This is a genomic window from Agromyces seonyuensis (assembly GCF_009789225.1).
Lineage (GTDB): Bacteria > Actinomycetota > Actinomycetes > Actinomycetales > Microbacteriaceae > Agromyces > Agromyces seonyuensis.
In genome coordinates this window covers 1-18,637 of sequence record NZ_WSTA01000001.1, presented here as the reverse complement: position 1 = coordinate 18,637, position 18,637 = coordinate 1, and the positions used below count along the sequence as shown (strand labels likewise).

The window sequence follows — 18,637 nt, the reverse complement described above, 5'->3', positions numbered from 1 at the left end:
GAGGGGGCGGTTCGGGAAGCGGGGGTGGTTCGGGTGGATGCCGGGTCAGGACGCGGCGGCGCTCGCGGCGTGCTGCCGCGCGCCGTGGCGACCGATCGGGTCGATGCGCAGGCGGCCGGTGCGCGGGTCGAGGTCGACCTCCACGCGCAGCTCGTAGGCGGCGCCGATGTGCTCGGCGGTCAGCACGTCGACGGGCGCGCCGGCGGCGAGGATGCGTCCGGACTGCATCAGCAGCACCTCGTCCGCGATCCGGGCGGCGTGGTCGAGGTCGTGGAGGACGACGCCGACCGCGGCGCCGTAGTCGTCGGCGAGGTCGCGGATGAGGTCGAGCGTCTCGATCTGGTAGCGCAGGTCGAGGTGGTTGGTGGGCTCGTCGAGCAGCACGACGCCGGTCTCCTGGGCGAGGCAGGCGGCGAGCCAGACGCGTTGGAGCTCTCCGCCGGAGAGTTCGCCGGCGGCGCGCTCGGCCATCCCGTGCACGCCCGTCGCGCGCAGGGCGCGGTCGACGGCGAGGCGATCGGCCTCGCTCGGGCCGGCGAATCGACGACGGTACGGATGCCGCCCGAAGGCGACGACCTCACGCACGCTCAGCCCCGACGGCGCGAGCCGCGACTGGGCGAAGAGCGTCACCTGCTGCGCGAACTCGCGGGCGCTCAGCGCCGCCGCGGGGCGCGCGTCCTCGCCCGCTCCCCCGTGCAGGTCGACGCGGCCGCCGTCGATCCGGTGCAGCCGGGCCAGTCCGCGCAGCAGCGTCGATTTGCCGGAGCCGTTCGGACCGACGAGCGCGCTCACGCGTCCCGGGACGATCTCGATGTCGACCCCGTCGACGACGACGCGCGAACCGAAGCCGAGCACGAGGGACTCGCCGGCCAGTCCGGTCGTACCCGTGCGCTGCCCGGCCGCGGCGGTGGCGACGGGCTGGGCCGGCGGACGGGCGATGCTCATGCGGGGATCCTGATTCGGAGGGGAGATTGGGGGGCGGCATCCCCATGCCGAGGCGATCGGGGCGAAGCCGGATCGCGGGAAGTAAGGGCTGCCTTGCCTAATGAGAATACGTCGCCGCCCTGCGCGTCCACAATCGTCGTCCGGCGACATCCGATACGGAGTTTCGGACACGCGCTTCGTTGCCGAGCTACGGCTCGAGGCGATCGGACGCCGCCTCCCGGGCATCGACGTAGGCGCCGGGCGTCGCCCCCATGACGCGCTTGAACGAGGCGATGAATGTGCTCGACTGCGCGTACCCCAGCAGGTCCGACACCTCGTGCACCGCCAGGCCCTCCGACAGCAGCGACACCGCGTGGTGCACCCGCAGCACCTGGCGCCACTGCAGGAACGAGAGTCCTGTGCGGGCGCGGAAGAGGCGGGAGACGGTGCGCTCGCTCGCTCCGACGAGGCCCGCCCACTCCGGCAGCGCCCGCGGATCGGCCGGGTCCTCGAGCAGCGCCGCGACGATGGGCGCGATGCGCTCGTCCGGCGGGACCTGGAGTGCGAGCTGCCGATCGGACGGCCCGAGGACGTCGAAGACGACGGCCTCGGCGCGGAGGCGTTCCGCCGCCGAGAGGTCGAGACGTTCCAGATGCCGCAGCAGCGAGCCGAGCAGCGGGGTGATCTCGATCGCGACGGGATCCGGGAAGCCGAGCGGCGAGCGATCCGGGTCGAAGAGCGCGTCGCACAGGGCGGTGCGCGCGGTGGTCCGACCGGAGTGGAGCATCCCCGCGGGGATCCAGAGCCCGTGCCCCTCCGGCACGGTCACGACCGAGTCCGCGAGCCGCACGGTCATGGTGCCGCCGCGCACCCAGACGAGCTCGTGCAGCGGGTGGGAGTGCGGCTCGAACTCCAGCGGCACCCGCACGTACGCGCTCTCGGAGTAGATCGCGAACGGCTCCGCGATCCGCTCGGGCACGTGCACGCCCTCGAGGACCACCGTGTCGGCCTCGCGGCGCCAGGCGCCGCGGGGCACCGGCGCAGGCGAGTCATCCACCCCTCGATTCTAGGAAGCTCTCCGAGACGGCCCCCCTAGACTCGGCGGGTGGATCGAGCCCGGCAGCTGCGCGACAGGATCGTCGAACGAGTGGATGCGACGGGTTTCGGCGCACACGGCCTGCACGTCCGCATCGGCGACGACATCGCCGAGCACCGCTGGTCGCCCGACGAACGCCGGGACGTCCAGTCCGTCGCGAAAGCCCTCACGGTGCTCGCCGCCGGATGCGCCGCCGACGAGGACCTCGTCGACCTCGACGCACCGGTGGCGCAGTACCTCCCCGCGGTGCCCCTCGGCGCCGGCGTCGAACAGGTGACGCTCCGCCATCTCCTCACGATGACGAGCGGCGTCGACCTGCCCTGGTCGGAGACGCTCCTGACCGACTGGCCCGACCTCGCGCTCGAGTTCCTCGGGCGCCCCAGCTCCGGCCGCACCTTCCAGTACTCCAACGCGAGCTCGTACACCGCGATGTTCGTGCTCTCGGAAGTCGTCGGCGACGTCGGCGCGTACCTCGAGCCCCGCATCCTGACGCCCCTCGGCATCCACGGAACCGAGTGGGAGCGCTGCCCCAACGGCCGGATCGCGGCGGGCGGCGGCATCGCGATGCGCACCGAGGAGCTGGCGCGGCTCGGCCTGCTGATCCGGGACCGCGGGCGATGGAAGGGCGAGCCGCTCGTCTCGGCGCACTGGATCGACGGGATGCACACGGACTGGGTGCCCGCCGGCGACGGCGACGGATACGAGCGCTACGCCCTCGCCGGCTGGGACGGCCCGGGCGACGGCTGGCGCCTGCACGGCGCCTACGGCCAGCTGCTGCTCTTCGCCGCCGACGGGGTCGTGACGATCACCGCCGACGACCACTTCGGGGCCGACGCAGTCGCAGCCTGGGCCATCGCGGAGCTCGCGACGAGCTGACCACTCCGCCGGCGGCGGGGATCGCGGTCGTCGCGAGCACCCCCGGCTCTCGCGCGACGCCGGGATCGGCGCCCGGAGTCAGTCCGCCTCGGGCGGGGCGAACTCCATCGCGAAGTCGACGAGTGCCTGGCGATGGGCCGTGGGGTCGGCGATCACGAGGCCCACGAGCATCCGGAGCTCGGCCCTGGTGTCGCCGTCGAGCTCGACGCCCTCGACCGCCTCGAGGCAGAAGGCGACGTCGGACTGGAGGTCGTACTCCTCGTCGTCGGCCGTCATCTCGGGGTCGAAGAACAGCGCGGCGAGCGCGGCCCGGCTGAGCAGGTCGTCGAACTCGTCCTGAGGTGTCGTCATCGTGCTCTCCTATCGCCGAATGCGTGCGAGACCAGACTGCCCTGTCCGGCGGGTCCCGGTGAACGCAGCGAGTCGAGCGGTTCACGCGCGCTGATGCACGCGGACGCTTCGGATGGCGGCGTGTGCTCGAGGTGGGTGCAGTGTCGAGCCGCGAACGGCGAGCCCGGTGCCCACGTCGGAGTCCGGCAGAGCGGCACGGTAGTCGTCCTCCGCGGTGCCCTATCGTCGGTCGGGCGTCACCTCGCCCTCGGGGACCGCGTAGCGCCACCGGCCGGCGCCGAGTTCGGCCTCGGTGCCGTCGGGAAGGCGGAGGGTCGCCGTCGTGTTCGACGGGATGTCCACCTCGAACGCCGTCCCGTCGCCGTAGATCCGCCAAGCGGAGCGCACCGTGCCGTACTGGCTCGTGTACGTCGCCGACGCCGAGGTGAGCGAGCCGCCCGGAACCGGGGCGATCTCGAACCGGTTCTCGCCGGCCACCCGGATGCCCGCGACGGTGTCGAACAGCCACTGGCACACGGCGCCCGGCGAGTAGTGGTTGCGGCTCTCCTCGCCCTCCCAGTCCTCCCAGACCGTGGTGGCGCCGGCCTCGACCTCTGCGAGCCAGCTCGGGGATCTCGGGTTCTCGAGCATCGCATAGGCGACGTCCGCCCGGCCGGCCTCGGAGAGCACCGGCAGCACGAACGGCGTCGACAGGAACCCGGTGCCGATGCGGTGCCCGCGGGACTCGACGGCTGTGACGAGTCGCTCGGCGACCCGGGCCCGTTCGTCCTCTTCCAGCAGTCCCAGGGCGAGGGGCCGGACGAGCTTGGCCTGCCGGTCGGTGTCGATGCTGCCGTCCACGACGAACATCCGGCGGTAGGCCTGTTTGGCGCCGTCGGCGTACTCGGTGTAGCGGGCCGCGTCGGCCGGCTCGCCGAGGAAGGCGGCGATCTCCGCCAGGTGGGCCATCGTGGCGTGCAGGTACGCCGTGGCCTCCTCGGTGCGCGGCGTCTTGCCGCGGACGTCGTCACGGAACTCCTCGGGCTCCAGCCACTCCCCCAGGTGCATGCCCTTCTCGTACACGAACCGGTCGAGCGGGTCGGCGGCGGCCGCCTTGCGGTCCTTGCGGCCGGTGCGGCCGATCAGGTACTCGCCGTAGGCGCGCATCATCGGGTAGCACTCGCGGAGCAGGTCGTCGTCCCCGTACCGCTTCCAGAACCGGTACGGCACGAGCACGAGGGCGTCGGCCCAGCCGACCGACCCGCCGGTCGCGTCGTACATCATCGCCACGCCGTTGTAGGGCACCACGGCGGGGGCCACGCCCTTCCGGTTCTGCGCGTCGCGGAGGTCGCGCAGCCACTTGCGGGTGAACGCGGCGACGTCCATGAAGGAGGCCGCGGTGTCGAAGAAGACCTGCATGTCGCCGGTCCAGCCGAGCCGCTCGCGCGTCGGGCAGTCGGTGGGCACGTCGAGGAAGTTGCCCTTCATCGACCATCGGGTGTTCGAGACGAGCTGGTTGACGCCGGGGTGGGAGCACTCGAAGTCCCCCGTCTGCTCCAGGTCGGAGTAGACCGCGATCGCACGGAAGTCGGCCGGATCGATGTCCAGGTCGGTCTCCACGAGCGCGTACCGGAACCCGAAGACGGCGAACCTCGTGCGGTACTCGTTGACGCCGTCGGCGCAGATGTACTCGACCTCCTGCTTCGGGGTCGGCTGCAGCTCGCCGCGGATGCGCTGCTCCTGCTGCGTCATCAGGAGCAGCTCGCTCACGCGTCCGAACTCACGGACGGGCTTGCGCAGTTGGAAGTTCGCCTGCGTGAACTCGCCCTCCTCGTCGAGGATCTCCCCCATCCGCAGGCGGATCCGCTGCCCGGCCCGCGCGGTGACGGTGAAGCCGACGAAACCGGCGAGGTTCTGACCGAAGTCGAGCACGCGGGCGCCGCTCGGCGTCGTCAGCAGCGTCGGCGAGAACTCCTCGTGCGTGCGCGGGACGACATTGTCGGAGGCGGTCGGCACGACGTCGGGCGCGGCCGCGCGCGCTGCCCGCCCGCCGTAGGTCGGCGTCATCCGGGCGTCCACGATCTCGCCGTCCTGGAGGTCGGCGAAGCGGATCGGGCCGTCGCAGCTCCACGCGAACGAGTCATCCGTGCCGATGGTCTCGCGCCGGCCGTCGGCGTACGTCATCTCGAGCTGCGCGAGCACCGACGAGCGCCGGCCGAAGACGTTGGTCTGCCCGTACGCGCCGAGCGAGCCGCGGAACCAGCCGTCGGCCAGGCGCAGCTCGAGGGTGTTCTCGGAGCCGAGCAGGTCGGCGACGTCGAACGCGTGGTACTGGATGCGACGGCGGTAGTCGGTGCTGCCGGGCGCGAGCTCGATGTCGCCGACGCGATGGCCGTTCAGTTGGGCGTCGAAGACACCGCGCGCCGTGGCGTACAGGCGGGCGCGCACGACGTCGCCGTCCACGGCGAACGTCCGCCGGAAGTGATCGACCGGGCGTCGCTCGTGCTTCCGGGGCCGGTAGTCGCCGGTGATCCAGCCGGACGACCAATCCGAGGCATCGAGCAGCCCGACCTCGAACCACGAGGAGGCCGGCTCGCCCGGGACGTCGTGCTCGTCCCAGACACGTACCGCCCACTCGACGCGATCGCGGCTGCCCAGCACTGCACCCTCCCACGCGACGTGCGTCATCCTCGAGGAGACGATCTTGCCGGAGTCCCAGACCGGTTCGCCGGCGCGCGTGGCGGTGATCCGGTAGGCGGTCTGCGTCGTGCCGCCATCGCAGTTCCAGGACAGGCCGGGCGCGGCGGTGCCGAGACCGAGGGGCCGGTCCAGGTACTCGGTGCGCAGTCGGACGGCTTTCACGGCAGCTCCATTCGGCGGGGCTCAGGCGTCGTCATCGGGGCTCCATTCGTCGAGCCTCGATGCCGGACGCGACCGCGACAGCGGGTGCGGACGCGTGGTCGGGCGTGCTCATGTTTCGACTCCTTTGTCGTCGAGAGAGCGATCTCACCAAAACGTAGTGAACTGCTACTTCTCGACCATTGAACCGAGATCGACACGCGGCGTCGAGGCGGGAGGCGACTCAAACATGTACCCAACTGCAACTTTGGCGTAACGTATGGCCATGACTCGAAGCACCCGCGGACAGTACGCGAAAAGCGCCCGACGGCGTGCCGTGATCGCGGGCGCCGCGCTCGACCTGATCGCGGAGTCCGGGCACGTCGACCTCTCCCTGGCGAAGGTCGCTGCGGCCGCCGGAGTGAGCGAACGAGCGCTGTTCTACCACTTCCCGACGAGGGAGCACGTCCTGGTCGCCGCACTCGAACTCGCGGACCAGCGGATGGCCGACGATCTCGGCAGCCGCGACGACAGCGATCTCGGCGACGTCAACGACGTCGTGGCCCGCCTCGCGCGGCGGAGTCCCGAGATGCTCTGGAGGACCCGCCTCACCGTCTACCTGAACGCCCGGGCGCAGGAGGTCGAGCATCCGGCCCACGAGTACTTCCTCCGACACAACAGCGCCGCGATCAGCTCCTTCGCCAACATGCTCCGACACCGCCAGCACCGCGGGCTCGCCCACCCCGACCTCGAACCGGAGTCGGTAGCCCGCCGACTCGTCGCCGTCTGGGACGGCCTGCAGTCGCAGTGGCTCGTCGACCCGTCATTCGATCTCGCCGCGGAGATCAACGCGGCGTTCCGCCAACTCAGCGGCCAGAACCTGATGGAGGCGAAGAGCGCCTTCGAGCAGGCACTCGCCTGACGTCTCGACCGCCCCGTCAACCGGCTCGCCTGCGGACTCCGCAGCGCCGCATTCCAGCAGGGGCATCCAACACCGGGCGATTCGCCGCACCGAGCGGCCGGCCGAGGCCGTCGCCTCGATCGGCTCCGAGTGCGGCCTCTCCGAGCGAGCCCGTGGCGGTCAGATGTTCTCGCCGTCGAGGTAACGCTGGATGGTCGGCCCGATCTGTTCGACCAGTTCGGCATGCGTCATCGCGGCGATCGGTGGGAGCTTGATCACATAGCGGGCGACTGCGACGCCGAGCATCTGGGTACCGGCGAGCGCGACGCGTCGCATTCGTTCGCCGTCCGGGTCGGTGATGCCGGACTGCTCGCGGATTCGCCCGCCGAGCACGTCGAAGAGCATGCCGACCGCCTGCTCCGACGTGGTTGCCGACCGGATGAGGGCCATGAGCACCGGCCGGGTCTCGGGTTCCTCCCACATCCGCAAGTAGGCGTCGACGATCCGGTTGCCGGCCGTCGCGGGGTCGCCCTGGAGGTGCTCGGCGATGCGGGCGGGGATGACCGTGCGGTCGGCCATGGTCGCGGCGAACAGGCCGTCCTTGTCGCCGAAGAAGTGGCGGATGAGCGCGGGGTCGACACCGGCGGCGGTCGCGATCGCGCGTACGGAGGCGCCGTCGTAGCCGCGGGCGGCGAACAGGTCCCGCGCGGCGTCGAGGATCGCGTCGCGCGTTCCGCTGTCGCCCGCGCGTCGGCCCGTCGGTCGCTTCGCTCGCGGTGCGAGGTTCGGTTGCTCGGCCACGGGAGCAATCGTAGCCCCGCCGGGTGAGGAATTCCCCACCCGTAGAGTTATGGCGTACGATAACTCCGCGCGTGGGGAGTTCCCCATGCGTGGAGGTGCGTCCTAGGCTGGCCGCACCAGGTGAGCGATCCGATTGGAAGCTGTGATGAGTGCTGGCGAAGCCGTCATCGACGTGCGGGGGCTGACGAAGTCCTACGGCAAGTTCAAAGCCCTGCAGGGGTTGGATCTCCACGTCGAGCGGGGACAGGTCCACGGCTTCCTCGGCCCGAACGGCGCCGGGAAGTCGACGACGATCCGGGTACTGCTCGGCCTGCTCAAGGGCGACGGCGGCTCGGCGCAGGTGCTCGGGCACGACCCGTGGAAGCACGTCGTCGACCTGCACCGCCGTCTCGCGTACGTGCCGGGTGACGTGTCCCTGTGGCCGGGGATGACCGGCGGCGAGGCGATCGACCTGCTCGGCTCGCTGCGCGGCGGGCTCGACGAGCGCCGGCGTGCCGACCTCATCGAGCGCTTCGAACTCGATCCGAGCAAGCGCGGCCGGCAGTACTCGAAGGGCAATCGTCAGAAGGTCGCCATCGTCGCGGCGCTGTCGTCGAACGTCGAGCTGTTGATTCTGGATGAACCGACGAGCGGCCTCGACCCCCTCATGGAGAACGTCTTCCAGGAGGTCATCGGCGAGGCGAAGGCGAACGGCGCCACCGTGCTGCTCTCGAGCCATATCCTCTCCGAAGTCGAGTCCCTCGCCGATCGGCTCTCGATCATCCGCGAGGGCGCCGTCGTGCAGACCGGTACTCTCGCCGATCTGCAGCAGGGCAGCCGCAGCACCATCCACGCGACGCTGTCCGCTCCGGTGCCGCAGTCCGCACTCGAGGGGCTGAGCGACATCCACGTCGACGGCGACCGGCTCCGGGCGACGGTCGATTCCGCCGAGGTCGGCGCCGCCATGACCCGGCTCGCGCCGCTCGGCATCACCGCGCTCACGGTCGAGCCGCCCTCGCTGGAGTCCCTGTTCCTGCGTCTCTACGAGACCGATTCGACCGACCGGGCGGCCTCCTGATGGCGGGCGCGACCGCGATCGCCGGCACGCCACCGCTGCTCCGGGCGGAGGTCAAGCAGGACGGTCGGCTCCTCGTTCCGTGGGCTCTGCTGACCACGCTGCTCTCGGCGTCCTCGATGATCTACCCGCTGGTGTTCCCGAGCGACCAGGACAAGGCCGCCTTCGCCGCCGCAGTCGGTGCGAACCCGGCGATGGCGATCATCTTCGGTCCTGCGTACGACCTCAGCACCGCCGACGGCTTCAACGCTTGGCGGGCGCTCTCCCTCGGCGGCCTGCTCGCGGCGCTCGGCGTGATCTTCGCCGTCACCCGTGCGACCCGCGCCCAAGAGGACTCCGGCCAGGCCGAACTCCTCGCCTCCGGCGTGATGGGACGAGCGAGCAGGCTGGCGGCCGCCGTCTGGATGTGCCTCGTGTTCTCGATCGTGCTCGGACTCGTCACGGGACTCGTGACCGTCGCGTTCGGCGGCGGCTGGAACGCGTCGATGCTCATCGCCGCGACGATGAGCGCGACCGCCTGGATGTTCACCGGCGTCGCCGCGGTCACCGCCCAGCTCGGCTCCGACGCCCGCACCGCGAACTCCCTCGCCGTCGGAACGCTCGGCGTGCTCTTCATCGCCCGCGGCGTCGCCTACGCACTGGAGGCGCCCGACTGGGCGATCTGGATCAACCCGCTCGCCTGGATGACCGAGACCAAGCCGGCCGTCGATGACAACTGGTGGCCGCTCCTGCTCGCCGCAGCGCTCACCCTCGTGCTGCTCGCAGTCGCGTTCGTGCTGCAAGCCCGCCGCGAGTTCGGTGCGGGCGCGATCGCTCCCCGTCCCGGCCCGGCCCGCGGATCGGCACGATCCACCTGGCGTCTCGCGCTGCGCATCAACCGAGGTCCGCTGCTGACGTGGACGATCGCCTTCATCGGCCTGGGATTCGTGTTCGGCTACCTCGCGACGTCGGTGAACGACATCCTCGGCGGCGACGCGGCGCTGCAACAGGCGCTCGCCTCCGGGGCCGCGGACTCCGCCGGGCTCGTCAGTGCATTCCTCGTGACGATCCTCAGCCTCGTCGGCATCCTCGCCTCCATCCCGGGCGTGCAGACCATGCTGAAGGTGCGCACGGAAGAACTCGAAGACCGGGTCGAACCGCTCATCGCCACCGCGACCGCCCGTGCCCGCTACTTCGCGAGCAACGTCGTGATCGCCCTCGCCGCACCCGCCGTCTACGTCCTCATCGCCGGCCTCCTGATCGCCGCGCTGACGGCATCGGCCGATATCGGTGTCGAGTTCGGCGACGCGTTCCTGCAGGCCGTGGCGACCGTCCCGGCCGTGTGGACCGTGATCGCCATCGCCGTCGCCGTCATCGGCGCACGGCCCCAGGTGGTCCTGGCGTCCTGGATCGGCGTGCTCGCCTCATTCGGCCTCACGATCCTCGGCCCCACCTTCAACCTCTGGGACTGGGTGCTGGCGATCAGCCCGTTCTGGCACGTGCCCGGCGTCACCGACCCGGACGCGGACTGGTGGGGCCTGGTCTGGATCAGCCTCGTCACCGTGCTGTTCCTCGCCATCGGCTTCGCCGGGTTCCGCCGACGCGACCTCGCGCGCACCTGAGCGCCCATCGGGTCGCGACGGCACCGCTCCACCGAGGAACGAGGGAGCCGTCAGCCCGCGCATCTCAGCGGGGCGTGAAGGTTCCGCGGAGTTCGCCGGGCACAGCGCCAGAAGTGCTGGTGCCGACAGAACGACCCCGCATGCGCACCTCGCTCGCGAACCGAGGAGAAGCACGGATGGTTTTCGAGGGAAGGATCGACTTCGTCAACTGCAAAAGTCCCGGAAACCCTTAGGTTTCCGGGACTTGACCAATGTCACCAATTCGTTCTTCACGCCCTCTACGCGTGGAGGTGCGCTTGCGGACGGGGCACTTCACAATTCTGAACAGCGGCCTCACATCGCTCTCCAGGAGCGATCACCTCGATCAGTCTCGATGGAGCTCGTAGTATTCCGGAACCGATTCGGGATCGCCGACATCGGCACGGAGCTGAACCTCGCCGTGCCGATTGATCACCTCGAAGTAGAACCAACCCGTATCTTCGTCAGGGGAGAACCAGACGAGAGGCGTTCCCCAACTGTTGCGTTCCTCCATGATTCCGCCGATCTGCCACGAGCCCGCGCCGTCGCCCAATGGACCATCGAGGGTGGCTGGCGGGTAGGAGAACGGTCGCAAGACTGCTTCCGGCATTTGTGTCGCGGTGAACGTCCCATCTGCATCCAATGTGAGCACCGCCCCGTCCCCATCGATCCATTCACCCACAAGCTGCTCAGCAGTCGGCATCGGTGGTCGGAACACACACCCAGACGTCCCGAGCAGCAGCCCAATCGCAGCGATGGTTCCGATCATGGCCCGCACCCTGAGCGCCATCAGAATGTCACCTGCTCCGACCAAGAGGTCGTCTGGCTCGTCGGAGACATCGGACCGGAGTCGCCCGCGAGCGAGTTCTGCCACGCCTCGACACTCTCGTAACCGGGGATCATGCCGTAGTACGGCAGATGCAACGCGGAAGCCAGGCTCGAGGTATTGGTAGCGGTGAACATGAGGGTCGCGGTGTGCCCCCGAATATCCATCGCCCGCACCGTGCCAGCATACGATCCGACGTAAGTCATTGCGAGGTTCTCTAGGCACAGACTGACTCCATCCGCGCCTCCCAGGCTCAACGACATGGGGACAGAGTTGGATTTCCCGGCCGCGAGGCTCGCCAGCATGGTGCTTCGAGCAGCAGTGACGGTGCGATGCTTGCTGAAAAGCGTCGTGAACGGATCGCGGTCATGGAAATTCTGCACACGCGGGCCGCTTCCAGAGAGCCACTGCAAACCTCAAAAGTCCCGGAAACCCTTGAGTTTCCGGGACTTTTCGGTCGGGCTGACAGGATTTGAACCTGCGACCCCTTGACCCCCAGTCAAGTGCGCTACCAAGCTGCGCCACAGCCCGTGGCTGGCCCCGCTTCGCTCTCGCGCCGCGGTTGCAACTTGTCCATCATAGCGGACCGGGACGCGTGGTTCGAACACGGCCGCGCAGCCCGGGCGCGTCCCTGAGTCGGGCTCGGGAACGGGCATCCGGTCGTCGCACGAGCGATGGGTGCCGCCCGACCGGCGGGCCGGACGGCACCCTCGCACGAGCCCGTCAGCCCGCGAGGCCTCGCTGCCATTCGACGAGGTCGGCGATCTTCGCGCGCAACGTCTCGTCGTCGAACCCGTACCCGAGCACGGCCGCCTTCTGGAGCGACTTGATCGCACCGGCGGTGTCCCCCGCGTCGGCGGCGAGTTCTGCGGCGTCGAGTTGGCCTGCGACCTTCGCGACGAGCGCCGCGTGCAGGCGCTCGGCGGCCTTGCGGAGCGCCGCTCCCGCGGTGGGGTTCTTCCGCTCGACCTTGACGATGCCCGCCTCGACCTTGTCGGAGAGCCCGACGCCGGCCAGCACCGCGTCCACCTCGGCGAAGGTCACGCAGTCGCCGCCGCCGCTCGTGAGACCCGCGGTCCATTCGATGCCGCCCAGGATGTGCTGGAGGAACACCGGGTCGGTCCACGAGGCATCCGTGTGCCCCGCGCCCTCGTACCAGGAGCGCCCGCCCTCGAAGTTCTGGCACCAGGACAGCGGGTGGTCCTCGCCCATCGTGCCGCCGGTGTACGTCGACTCGTCGAGGGTGAGGAGCACGTGGACGTCCTCGCGCGGGTTGGTCGTGTAGTTGTACCACTCGTCGAAGCGCACCCACTCGGCCGGCAGCCCCTGCGTGGAGGGATGCGACGGGTTCTCGACGCGCATCGTCGCGGTCTGCTGCGCCGGGTGATTGCGGAACCGCGCACCGCCGCCGGTGAGTTCGCTGTACCAGGGCACCGTGTGCAGGGTGTCGGTCGCGGCGTGCAGGCCGACGTAGCCGCCGCCCCCGCGGATGTAGCCCTGGAAGGCGGCGACCTCGGTGTCGTCGAGCAGGCGCGGGCGGGCGGGGTCGAGGTTGTTGGTGCCGTCGACGGGCGACGCGAAGATGATCGTCGCGTACTTCGCCAGATCGCCGGCGGTCGTGAACGGACTGCTCGGCAGGGTGAGCGCCGGCTGGCCGGGCGAGTTGCCCTGCGGCGGGTCCCAGACGTCGACGTCGAAGCCGTGCTCGGCGCCGAGTGCGATGACGGCGTTCGTCGTTTCGTCGATGTGCGAGTGCCGGAACCCGAGCGTCTCGCCGACGACGAGCACCCGGTAGCGCTCGTCGTCATCGGCGTGGGCGGGTGACGCGACGAGGCCGAGCGACAGAGCGACGCCGACGGCACCGGGCCCGGCGATGAGGCGTTGGAAACGTCGTTGCATGAGTGAGAACTCCCCCTTGAGTCGACTGCTGCGAATGCCGCCCGGGGATATGTTTGCCCGCGCGACATATTTCCTGTGCACAAGCTATGACAAGTCTGTGGACGCCGCAACACTGGTCGAGCAACTTCACGACGGATGCCGCGCACCATCTCGCCTCGCAGGCTGGGAACTCCCGCAGTGCCCCCGCCGAAGCCTGGTCCGGGCGCTGGCGCCGGGTGAAGACTGTCACCGAGGCTCGCCGGGGGCGGGCCGTCGAAGCCGAGGGGGAACCACATGGCCCAGACCATCGCCGAACAGCTCGTCGCCCAACTCGTGGATGCGGGGGTGCGGCACATCTACGGGATCGTGGGCGACAGCCTGAACCCCGTCGTGGATGCCGTGCGCAAGACCGGCGGGTCGGCCAAGGGCGGCATCGACTGGGTGCACGTCCGCCACGAGGAGGCTGCGGCGTTCATGGCGGCGGCCGAGGCGCAGCTCACCGGCGAGCTCGCGGTGTGCGCCGGCAGTTGCGGCCCCGGCAACCTGCACCTCATCAACGGCCTCTACGATGCGCAGCGCTCGGGGGCGCCGGTGCTCGCCATCGCGAGCCACATCCCGAGCCCCGAGATCGGCACAGGCTACTTCCAGGAGACGCATCCGGACCGCCTGTTCGTCGAGTGCTCGGTGTACTGCGAGCTCATCCAGTCGCCCGCGCAGGCGCCTCGGGTCGTCAACGCCGCCATGCGGCACGCGATCGCCGATCGCGGCGTCGGCGTCATCGTGCTGTCCGGGGATGTCGCGGAACTGCCGTCGTCGGCCGCCTTCCCGGCGCTCGTGCGCACCGCCGCCCCCGTGCTGGTCCCGGATGACGGCGACGTAGAACGCCTCGCCGCCGCGATCGATGCCGCCAAGACCGTCGCGATCTTCGCCGGCGCCGGCGTCGAGGGCGCCCACGACGAGGTCGTGGCCTTCGCCGATCTGCTCGGCGCGCCGATCGGACATACGCTGCGCGGCAAGCAGTGGATCCAGTACGACAACCCGTTCGACGTCGGGATGACCGGACTGCTCGGCTACGGCGCCGCCCACGCGGGCATCCACGACGCCGATCTGCTGCTCCTGATCGGCACCGACTTCCCCTACGAGCAGTTCCTGCCCGACCCGTCGAAGGTCGTCATCGCCCAGATCGACCGCAACGCGGCGAACCTCGGCAAGCGCGTCAGCGTGGCGCATCCGGTGCACGGCGACGTGCGCGCGACGCTCGCCCGGCTGACCGAGCTCGTCCAACCCAAGCCCGACCGGGCCTTCCTCGATCGGATGCTGAAGAAGCACGAGAAGCTCCTCGGCTCCGTGGTCGGACAGTACACCGACGTCGACACGACGGTCCCGATCCATCCGGAGTTCGCGATCACCGTCATCGACGACCTGCTCGCGGACGACGCGATCGTCACCGCCGACACGGGCATGGGCAACGTCTGGCAGGCCCGGTACGTCACTCCGGGGCCGGATCGGCGCATCATCGGTTCGCTCATCCACGGCTCGATGGCGAACGCACTCCCCCAGGCGCTCGGCGCCCAGTACGCGTACCCGGGCCGCCAGGTCGTGTCGATCTCCGGCGATGGCGGGCTCTCGATGCTGCTCGGCGAACTGATCACGGCGGTGGCCTACGACCTGCCGGTGAAGGTGATGGTCTTCAACAACTCGACGCTCGGCCTCGTCAAGCTCGAGATGCTCGTCGACGGCTTCCCCGACTTCGGCGTCGACGTGCCGTCGGTCGACTACGCGGGCGCCGCCGCCGCGCTCGGCTTCCATGCCGTGCGCGTCGACGACCCGAAGCAACTCGAGGATGCCGTGCGCGCCGCGTTCGCGCATCCTGGCCCGGCGCTCGTCGACATCGTCACGGACCCCCGCGCCCTCTCGTTGCCGCCGGCGATCACGAGCGGGCAGGTGAAGGGCTTCGCCCTCGCGATGTCGAAGGTCGTGCTGCACGGCGGCGCGGCCGAGGCCGTCGCGATGGCCCGCTCGAACCTCCGCCACCTCCGGGGGCTCTGAGCGACGGCCCGGGCCGTCAGCGGGGCGACTCGGCGCTGCGGAGCGCCGCGACCGCCGCGAGGAAGCCGTCGGGGTCGTCGACCCACAGCCGCACCGAGTCGATCGTCTGCGCACCGCCCTTCGGCGGTCGGCCGGGCAGCCGCACGTCGAGGGGCCCGGCGAGCTCGATGCGGAGGTTCGTCTCGTCCTGCATCCGGTACGCGAGCGTGCGCGTGCCGTCGTCGGCGACGACGATGCACGGCGTCTTCGGCTCGTCGATGCGTCGCTCGCGGCGGACGTCGGCGATGTCGGACCACGCGAGCGGCACGTCGACCTCGATGCCGTGGCGCACCCGGATACCCGCCGGCCCCACGGCGATCGGCCGCATCAGGTAGGCGGCGAGCAGCCCGAGCATCCACGTCAGCCCCCAGATGCCGAGCACGAGCAGCGTGATGCGCACGACGGGCCAGCGGTGCACGATGAGGTCGAAGATCGGGATCTCGATCGCCGAGAGCACGATGAAGATCACCAGGATCGTCTGCACGGGCCGGTGATAGCCGAACCCGCGGGCTCCGGCGGGCAGGTCGGGGCGGCGGCCGATCCACCGGCCGAGGCTCGTGTAGATCCGCAGTTCCATGCGGACGGCTCGGAGCGCGAACGCGCTGAGACGCGCGAGACCGGATGGCTCGGGCTGCGGGGCGGGCGGGCTCATGCGCTCGCCTCGCGGACGGCGGCGCGCGCCGCCTCGTCGGCGAGCACGAGGGTCTCGAGCCGGTCGGCGATCGCGGCGACGCCGCGCTCGAGGGCATCCCGGTCGGATTCGGGCACGGCCGCGAGGAGCGCGGCGGAGAGTTCGGCGTGGTCGACGCGCATCCGCTCCATCTGCTCGGACGCGACCGCCGTGAGTTCGACGAGGTAGGCACGGCGATCGGTCGGGTGCGGTGCGCGCCGCACGTACCCGGCGGCCTCGAGCGCATCCACGAGGCCGGTGACGTTGCGCGGGCTCGTCTCGAGCGCGTCGGCGAGGTCGTGCTGGGCCGACGGCCCGCGATGCGCGAGCACCCACAGCACCCGCACCCGAGCCGTCGTGAGCGGCGTGCCGGCGAATGCGTTCGCGAGGTCGCGCTGGAAGAGCTCGCTGATCTGCAGCAGCCGGTCGAGCACGGTGACATCCATATCGTGAAGGTACTGCACTATTCGCGCACTTCACGAATCCGCGTGGACGCCCGGGCGGGCGCACCTCCCCGCATCAGGCCGGTCCGGGAATGACCCGTCGTCGCGATAGCTTGGCTTCATCGTGACTGATCTGCCCGCCGTGGGGTTCCGCTCGGAACGCGGCCCCGTCCTCATCGCCCTCATGCTCGCCACGGCGCTCATCGCCATCGACGCGACGATCCTCGCCACCGCCGTCCCGAGCGTCGTCGGCGAACTCGGCGAGTTCGACCAGTTCCCCTGGCTCTTCTCGGTCTACCTGCTCGCCCAGGCGGTGTCGGTGCCGATCTACTCGAAGCTCTCCGACACCATCGGGCGCAAGCCGATCATCCTCATCGGCGTCGGCCTCTTCCTCGTCGGCTCGATCCTCTGCGGGCTCGCGTGGAACATGACCTCGCTCATCGTCTTCCGTGTGGTCCAAGGCCTCGGTGCGGGCGCCGTCGCGCCCATGAGCATGACGATCATCGGCGATCTCTACACCGTCGCCGAGCGTGCCCGGGTGCAGGGCTACATCGCGAGCGTGTGGGCGATCTCCTCCGTGCTCGGCCCGGCGCTCGGCGGCATCTTCAGCCAGCTGGATGCCTGGCGCTGGATCTTCTTCATCAACATCCCGCTCTGCCTCATCGCGGGCTGGGCGCTCATCCGTTCGTTCCACGAGCGCATCGAGCGCCGCCGCCACCGCATCGACTACCTCGGGGCGGGCCTCCTGACGGTCGCCCTCACCGCGCTCATCCTCGGCCTGCTCGAGGGCGGCAACGCCTGGGCGTGGGACTCGGTGCCGAGCATCGCGTGCTTCGGCATCGGGCTGCTGGCGTTCCTCGCGTTCGCGTTCGTCGAGCGCCGTGCGGCCGAACCCGTCATCGACGTGTCGATCCTGAAGCGCCGCCTGATCCTGACCACGACGCTCGGCGCGCTCATGGTCGGCGCGCTGCTCACCGGCGTCACGAGCTTCGTGCCGACCTACCTCGAGAACTCGATCGGCGTGATCCCGCTGCTCTCCGGCCTCGCGGTCGCGGCGCTCACGCTCGGCTGGCCGCTCGCGACCTCGATCGCCGGCCGGCTCTTCCTCCGCTTCGGCTTCCGCACGACGGTCATGATCGGCTCGTCGATCGCGGTGCTCGGCGCGCTCGGGCTCATCGCCGTCGGACCGTACCCCAACCCGTGGCTCATCGCGGCCGTCTCGTTCGTCATCGGCTTCGGCCTCGGCTGGGTCGCCGCCCCCTCGCTCATCGCCGCCCAGTCGAGCGTCGACTGGGCCGAACGCGGCGTCGTGACCGGCGCGAACGCGTTCGCCCGCTCGGCGGGCTCGGCCGTCGGCGTCGCCGTCTACGGCGCGATCTCGAACAACATCATCTCGGCGGGCGCGGGCGAGCACGACCCGGCCACGATCATCCAGGCCACGACGGGCGTCTTCATCGCCGTCGCCGTGACCGCCGTGCTCATGCTGCTGGCCGGCAGCGCGATGCCGCGCGACGGCCGCCGCGAGCGCGACACCGCTCCCGCACCGGCCGGCGAGCCCGCCTGACCCACGGCGACGATTCCGCGAAGCGTGCCGTCGCACGGCAGGATTGAGGCGCGACGGCAGGCGGATGCACGGCGCCTCCATAGGCTGCTGAGAGGTTCGCTCCGTAGCGTCGCACCCGACCGCACCACCGATGAGGAGTACCCCTTCGTGTCCGACACCACTGCACCCGCCCGCCGCTCGATCAACTTCGCCCTGCTGGGCCTCTGGGTCGTCTCGGCCGGGCTCATCGGCGGAGGCTTCTGGTTCCTCTCGTCCTCGAACGCCGCGTTCGCCGACTTCATGACCAACGGCGGCACCGACTACCTCGAGTACGTCTCGCTCCAGTCGAACTCGACGCTCGGCGGCTTCCTCGTGCTCGCCGGCATCGTCGGCGTGCTGGTCGCCCTCGCCGTGCACGCCCGCAACCACTCGGCTGCGGCCCTCGCGGCCCCCGCCGCGGTCGTCGGGCCCGAGCTCGAGGACGACCTCGACGACGAGTTCGAGACGACCGAGACGCCCGCCGACGAGGCGACCGCCGCTCCGGCCGAGACCCCCGCGTCCGACGAGGCTGCTCCGGCGACCGAGACCGAGACGGTCCCCGCCGCCCGCTGAGCGGAGCATCCGGAACGCCGAACGGCGGCCCGCCCCCTCGGGGGGGCGGGCCGCCGTTCTCGCGTCTGCGGACCGAGGCGTTACTTGCGGCGGTCGCGCTTCTCGCGCACGCGCGTGTTCACGACGATAGGCGAGCCC

17 protein-coding genes and 1 tRNA gene are annotated in these 18,637 nt (G+C 70.4%); 7 read left to right on the top strand and 11 right to left on the bottom strand.

Going from position 1 to position 18,637, the window contains the following annotated elements:
• Positions 1–45 precede the first annotated feature (45 nt).
• On the bottom strand, positions 46–945 hold the full coding sequence (locus GB864_RS00090; RefSeq protein ID WP_160422239.1) for an ABC transporter ATP-binding protein: 900 nt from the start codon (positions 943–945) through the stop codon (positions 46–48).
• A gap of 187 nt (positions 946–1,132) precedes the next feature.
• Positions 1,133–1,981, bottom strand: a complete 849-nt coding sequence (locus tag GB864_RS00085; RefSeq protein WP_336603820.1) for a helix-turn-helix transcriptional regulator — start codon at positions 1,979–1,981, stop codon at positions 1,133–1,135.
• A gap of 48 nt (positions 1,982–2,029) precedes the next feature.
• Between GB864_RS00085 and GB864_RS00080 the strand changes: the two genes are divergently transcribed.
• A complete protein-coding gene (locus tag GB864_RS00080; RefSeq protein WP_160422238.1) occupies positions 2,030–2,896 on the top strand; it encodes a serine hydrolase in 867 nt (288 codons plus the stop codon).
• A 78-nt stretch (positions 2,897–2,974) separates the two neighbouring features.
• Here GB864_RS00080 and GB864_RS00075 read toward each other — a convergent pair whose 3' ends face one another.
• Together GB864_RS00075 and GB864_RS00070 are read right to left on the bottom strand one after the other, a co-directional pair.
• Complete coding sequence (locus GB864_RS00075; protein WP_160422237.1) at positions 2,975–3,247, bottom strand: hypothetical protein; 273 nt, start codon at positions 3,245–3,247, stop codon at positions 2,975–2,977.
• Between the two features lie 219 nt (positions 3,248–3,466).
• Entirely contained in the window at positions 3,467–6,088 is a 2,622-nt protein-coding gene (locus GB864_RS00070) for a family 78 glycoside hydrolase catalytic domain (protein WP_160422236.1), read from the bottom strand.
• Positions 6,089–6,350: 262 nt separating this feature from the next.
• On the opposite strand from GB864_RS00070, the gene GB864_RS00065 reads away from it, so the two are divergent.
• Positions 6,351–6,986: a TetR/AcrR family transcriptional regulator gene (locus GB864_RS00065; RefSeq protein ID WP_160422235.1), complete on the top strand. Its 636-nt coding sequence runs from the start codon at positions 6,351–6,353 to the stop codon at positions 6,984–6,986.
• A gap of 159 nt (positions 6,987–7,145) precedes the next feature.
• Here the strand turns inward: GB864_RS00065 and GB864_RS18705 are convergent, their stop codons facing one another.
• On the bottom strand, positions 7,146–7,766 hold the full coding sequence (locus GB864_RS18705; RefSeq protein ID WP_336603819.1) for a TetR/AcrR family transcriptional regulator: 621 nt from the start codon (positions 7,764–7,766) through the stop codon (positions 7,146–7,148).
• A gap of 145 nt (positions 7,767–7,911) precedes the next feature.
• On the opposite strand from GB864_RS18705, the gene GB864_RS00055 reads away from it, so the two are divergent.
• Both GB864_RS00055 and GB864_RS00050 read left to right on the top strand, forming a co-directional pair.
• The gene (locus tag GB864_RS00055; RefSeq protein WP_160422233.1) at positions 7,912–8,823 is read left to right on the top strand and encodes an ABC transporter ATP-binding protein; all 912 of its coding nucleotides are present in this window, start codon (positions 7,912–7,914) and stop codon (positions 8,821–8,823) included.
• Complete coding sequence (locus tag GB864_RS00050) at positions 8,823–10,421, top strand: ABC transporter permease (RefSeq protein ID WP_160422232.1); 1,599 nt, start codon at positions 8,823–8,825, stop codon at positions 10,419–10,421. Before GB864_RS00055 ends, GB864_RS00050 begins: the two co-directional genes overlap by 1 nt.
• A 364-nt stretch (positions 10,422–10,785) precedes the next feature.
• Here the strand turns inward: GB864_RS00050 and GB864_RS00045 are convergent, their stop codons facing one another.
• From GB864_RS00045 to GB864_RS00030, 4 genes are all read right to left on the bottom strand, one after another.
• The gene (locus GB864_RS00045) at positions 10,786–11,208 is read right to left on the bottom strand and encodes a hypothetical protein (RefSeq protein WP_160422231.1); all 423 of its coding nucleotides are present in this window, start codon (positions 11,206–11,208) and stop codon (positions 10,786–10,788) included.
• A gap of 20 nt (positions 11,209–11,228) precedes the next feature.
• Positions 11,229–11,648: a hypothetical protein gene (locus tag GB864_RS00040; protein WP_160422230.1), complete on the bottom strand. Its 420-nt coding sequence runs from the start codon at positions 11,646–11,648 to the stop codon at positions 11,229–11,231.
• A gap of 74 nt (positions 11,649–11,722) precedes the next feature.
• Positions 11,723–11,796 (bottom strand) — tRNA-Pro (locus tag GB864_RS00035).
• Between the two features lie 192 nt (positions 11,797–11,988).
• Positions 11,989–13,164 carry a ThuA domain-containing protein gene (locus tag GB864_RS00030; RefSeq protein ID WP_160422229.1) on the bottom strand — a complete coding sequence of 392 codons (1,176 nt, stop codon included), beginning with the start codon at positions 13,162–13,164 and terminating at the stop codon, positions 11,989–11,991.
• A gap of 273 nt (positions 13,165–13,437) precedes the next feature.
• Between GB864_RS00030 and GB864_RS00025 the strand changes: the two genes are divergently transcribed.
• Positions 13,438–15,192 (top strand): pyruvate dehydrogenase, encoded by a 1,755-nt coding sequence (locus tag GB864_RS00025; RefSeq protein WP_160422228.1) that lies wholly within the window; start codon positions 13,438–13,440, stop codon positions 15,190–15,192.
• 16 nt (positions 15,193–15,208) lie between these two features.
• Here the strand turns inward: GB864_RS00025 and GB864_RS00020 are convergent, their stop codons facing one another.
• Together GB864_RS00020 and GB864_RS00015 are read right to left on the bottom strand one after the other, a co-directional pair.
• Positions 15,209–15,883 (bottom strand): hypothetical protein, encoded by a 675-nt coding sequence (locus tag GB864_RS00020; RefSeq protein ID WP_160422227.1) that lies wholly within the window; start codon positions 15,881–15,883, stop codon positions 15,209–15,211.
• The gene (locus GB864_RS00015; protein WP_160422226.1) at positions 15,880–16,347 is read right to left on the bottom strand and encodes a MarR family winged helix-turn-helix transcriptional regulator; all 468 of its coding nucleotides are present in this window, start codon (positions 16,345–16,347) and stop codon (positions 15,880–15,882) included. The genes GB864_RS00020 and GB864_RS00015 overlap by 4 nt, the downstream gene beginning before the upstream one ends.
• A gap of 121 nt (positions 16,348–16,468) precedes the next feature.
• Between GB864_RS00015 and GB864_RS00010 the strand changes: the two genes are divergently transcribed.
• Both GB864_RS00010 and GB864_RS00005 read left to right on the top strand, forming a co-directional pair.
• Positions 16,469–17,908: an MFS transporter gene (locus tag GB864_RS00010; protein ID WP_473808258.1), complete on the top strand. Its 1,440-nt coding sequence runs from the start codon at positions 16,469–16,471 to the stop codon at positions 17,906–17,908.
• A gap of 147 nt (positions 17,909–18,055) precedes the next feature.
• Positions 18,056–18,499, top strand: a complete 444-nt coding sequence (locus GB864_RS00005) for a hypothetical protein (protein WP_160422225.1) — start codon at positions 18,056–18,058, stop codon at positions 18,497–18,499.
• Positions 18,500–18,637 lie beyond the last annotated feature (138 nt).

What these genes read in the sequence shown, in the direction of transcription:
- GB864_RS00090 (WP_160422239.1), bottom strand. Translation starts at nt 945, where the DNA reads ATGAGCATCGCCCGTCCGCCGGCCCAGCCCGTCGCCACCGCCGCGGCC.
- GB864_RS00075 (WP_160422237.1), bottom strand. Translation starts at nt 3,247, where the DNA reads ATGACGACACCTCAGGACGAGTTCGACGACCTGCTCAGCCGGGCCGCG.
- GB864_RS00065 (WP_160422235.1), top strand. Translation starts at nt 6,351, where the DNA reads ATGACTCGAAGCACCCGCGGACAGTACGCGAAAAGCGCCCGACGGCGT.
- GB864_RS00055 (WP_160422233.1), top strand. Translation starts at nt 7,912, where the DNA reads ATGAGTGCTGGCGAAGCCGTCATCGACGTGCGGGGGCTGACGAAGTCC.
- GB864_RS00050 (WP_160422232.1), top strand. Translation starts at nt 8,823, where the DNA reads ATGGCGGGCGCGACCGCGATCGCCGGCACGCCACCGCTGCTCCGGGCG.
- GB864_RS00045 (WP_160422231.1), bottom strand. Translation starts at nt 11,208, where the DNA reads ATGATCGGAACCATCGCTGCGATTGGGCTGCTGCTCGGGACGTCTGGG.
- GB864_RS00030 (WP_160422229.1), bottom strand. Translation starts at nt 13,164, where the DNA reads ATGCAACGACGTTTCCAACGCCTCATCGCCGGGCCCGGTGCCGTCGGC.
- GB864_RS00025 (WP_160422228.1), top strand. Translation starts at nt 13,438, where the DNA reads ATGGCCCAGACCATCGCCGAACAGCTCGTCGCCCAACTCGTGGATGCG.
- GB864_RS00020 (WP_160422227.1), bottom strand. Translation starts at nt 15,883, where the DNA reads ATGAGCCCGCCCGCCCCGCAGCCCGAGCCATCCGGTCTCGCGCGTCTC.
- GB864_RS00015 (WP_160422226.1), bottom strand. Translation starts at nt 16,347, where the DNA reads ATGGATGTCACCGTGCTCGACCGGCTGCTGCAGATCAGCGAGCTCTTC.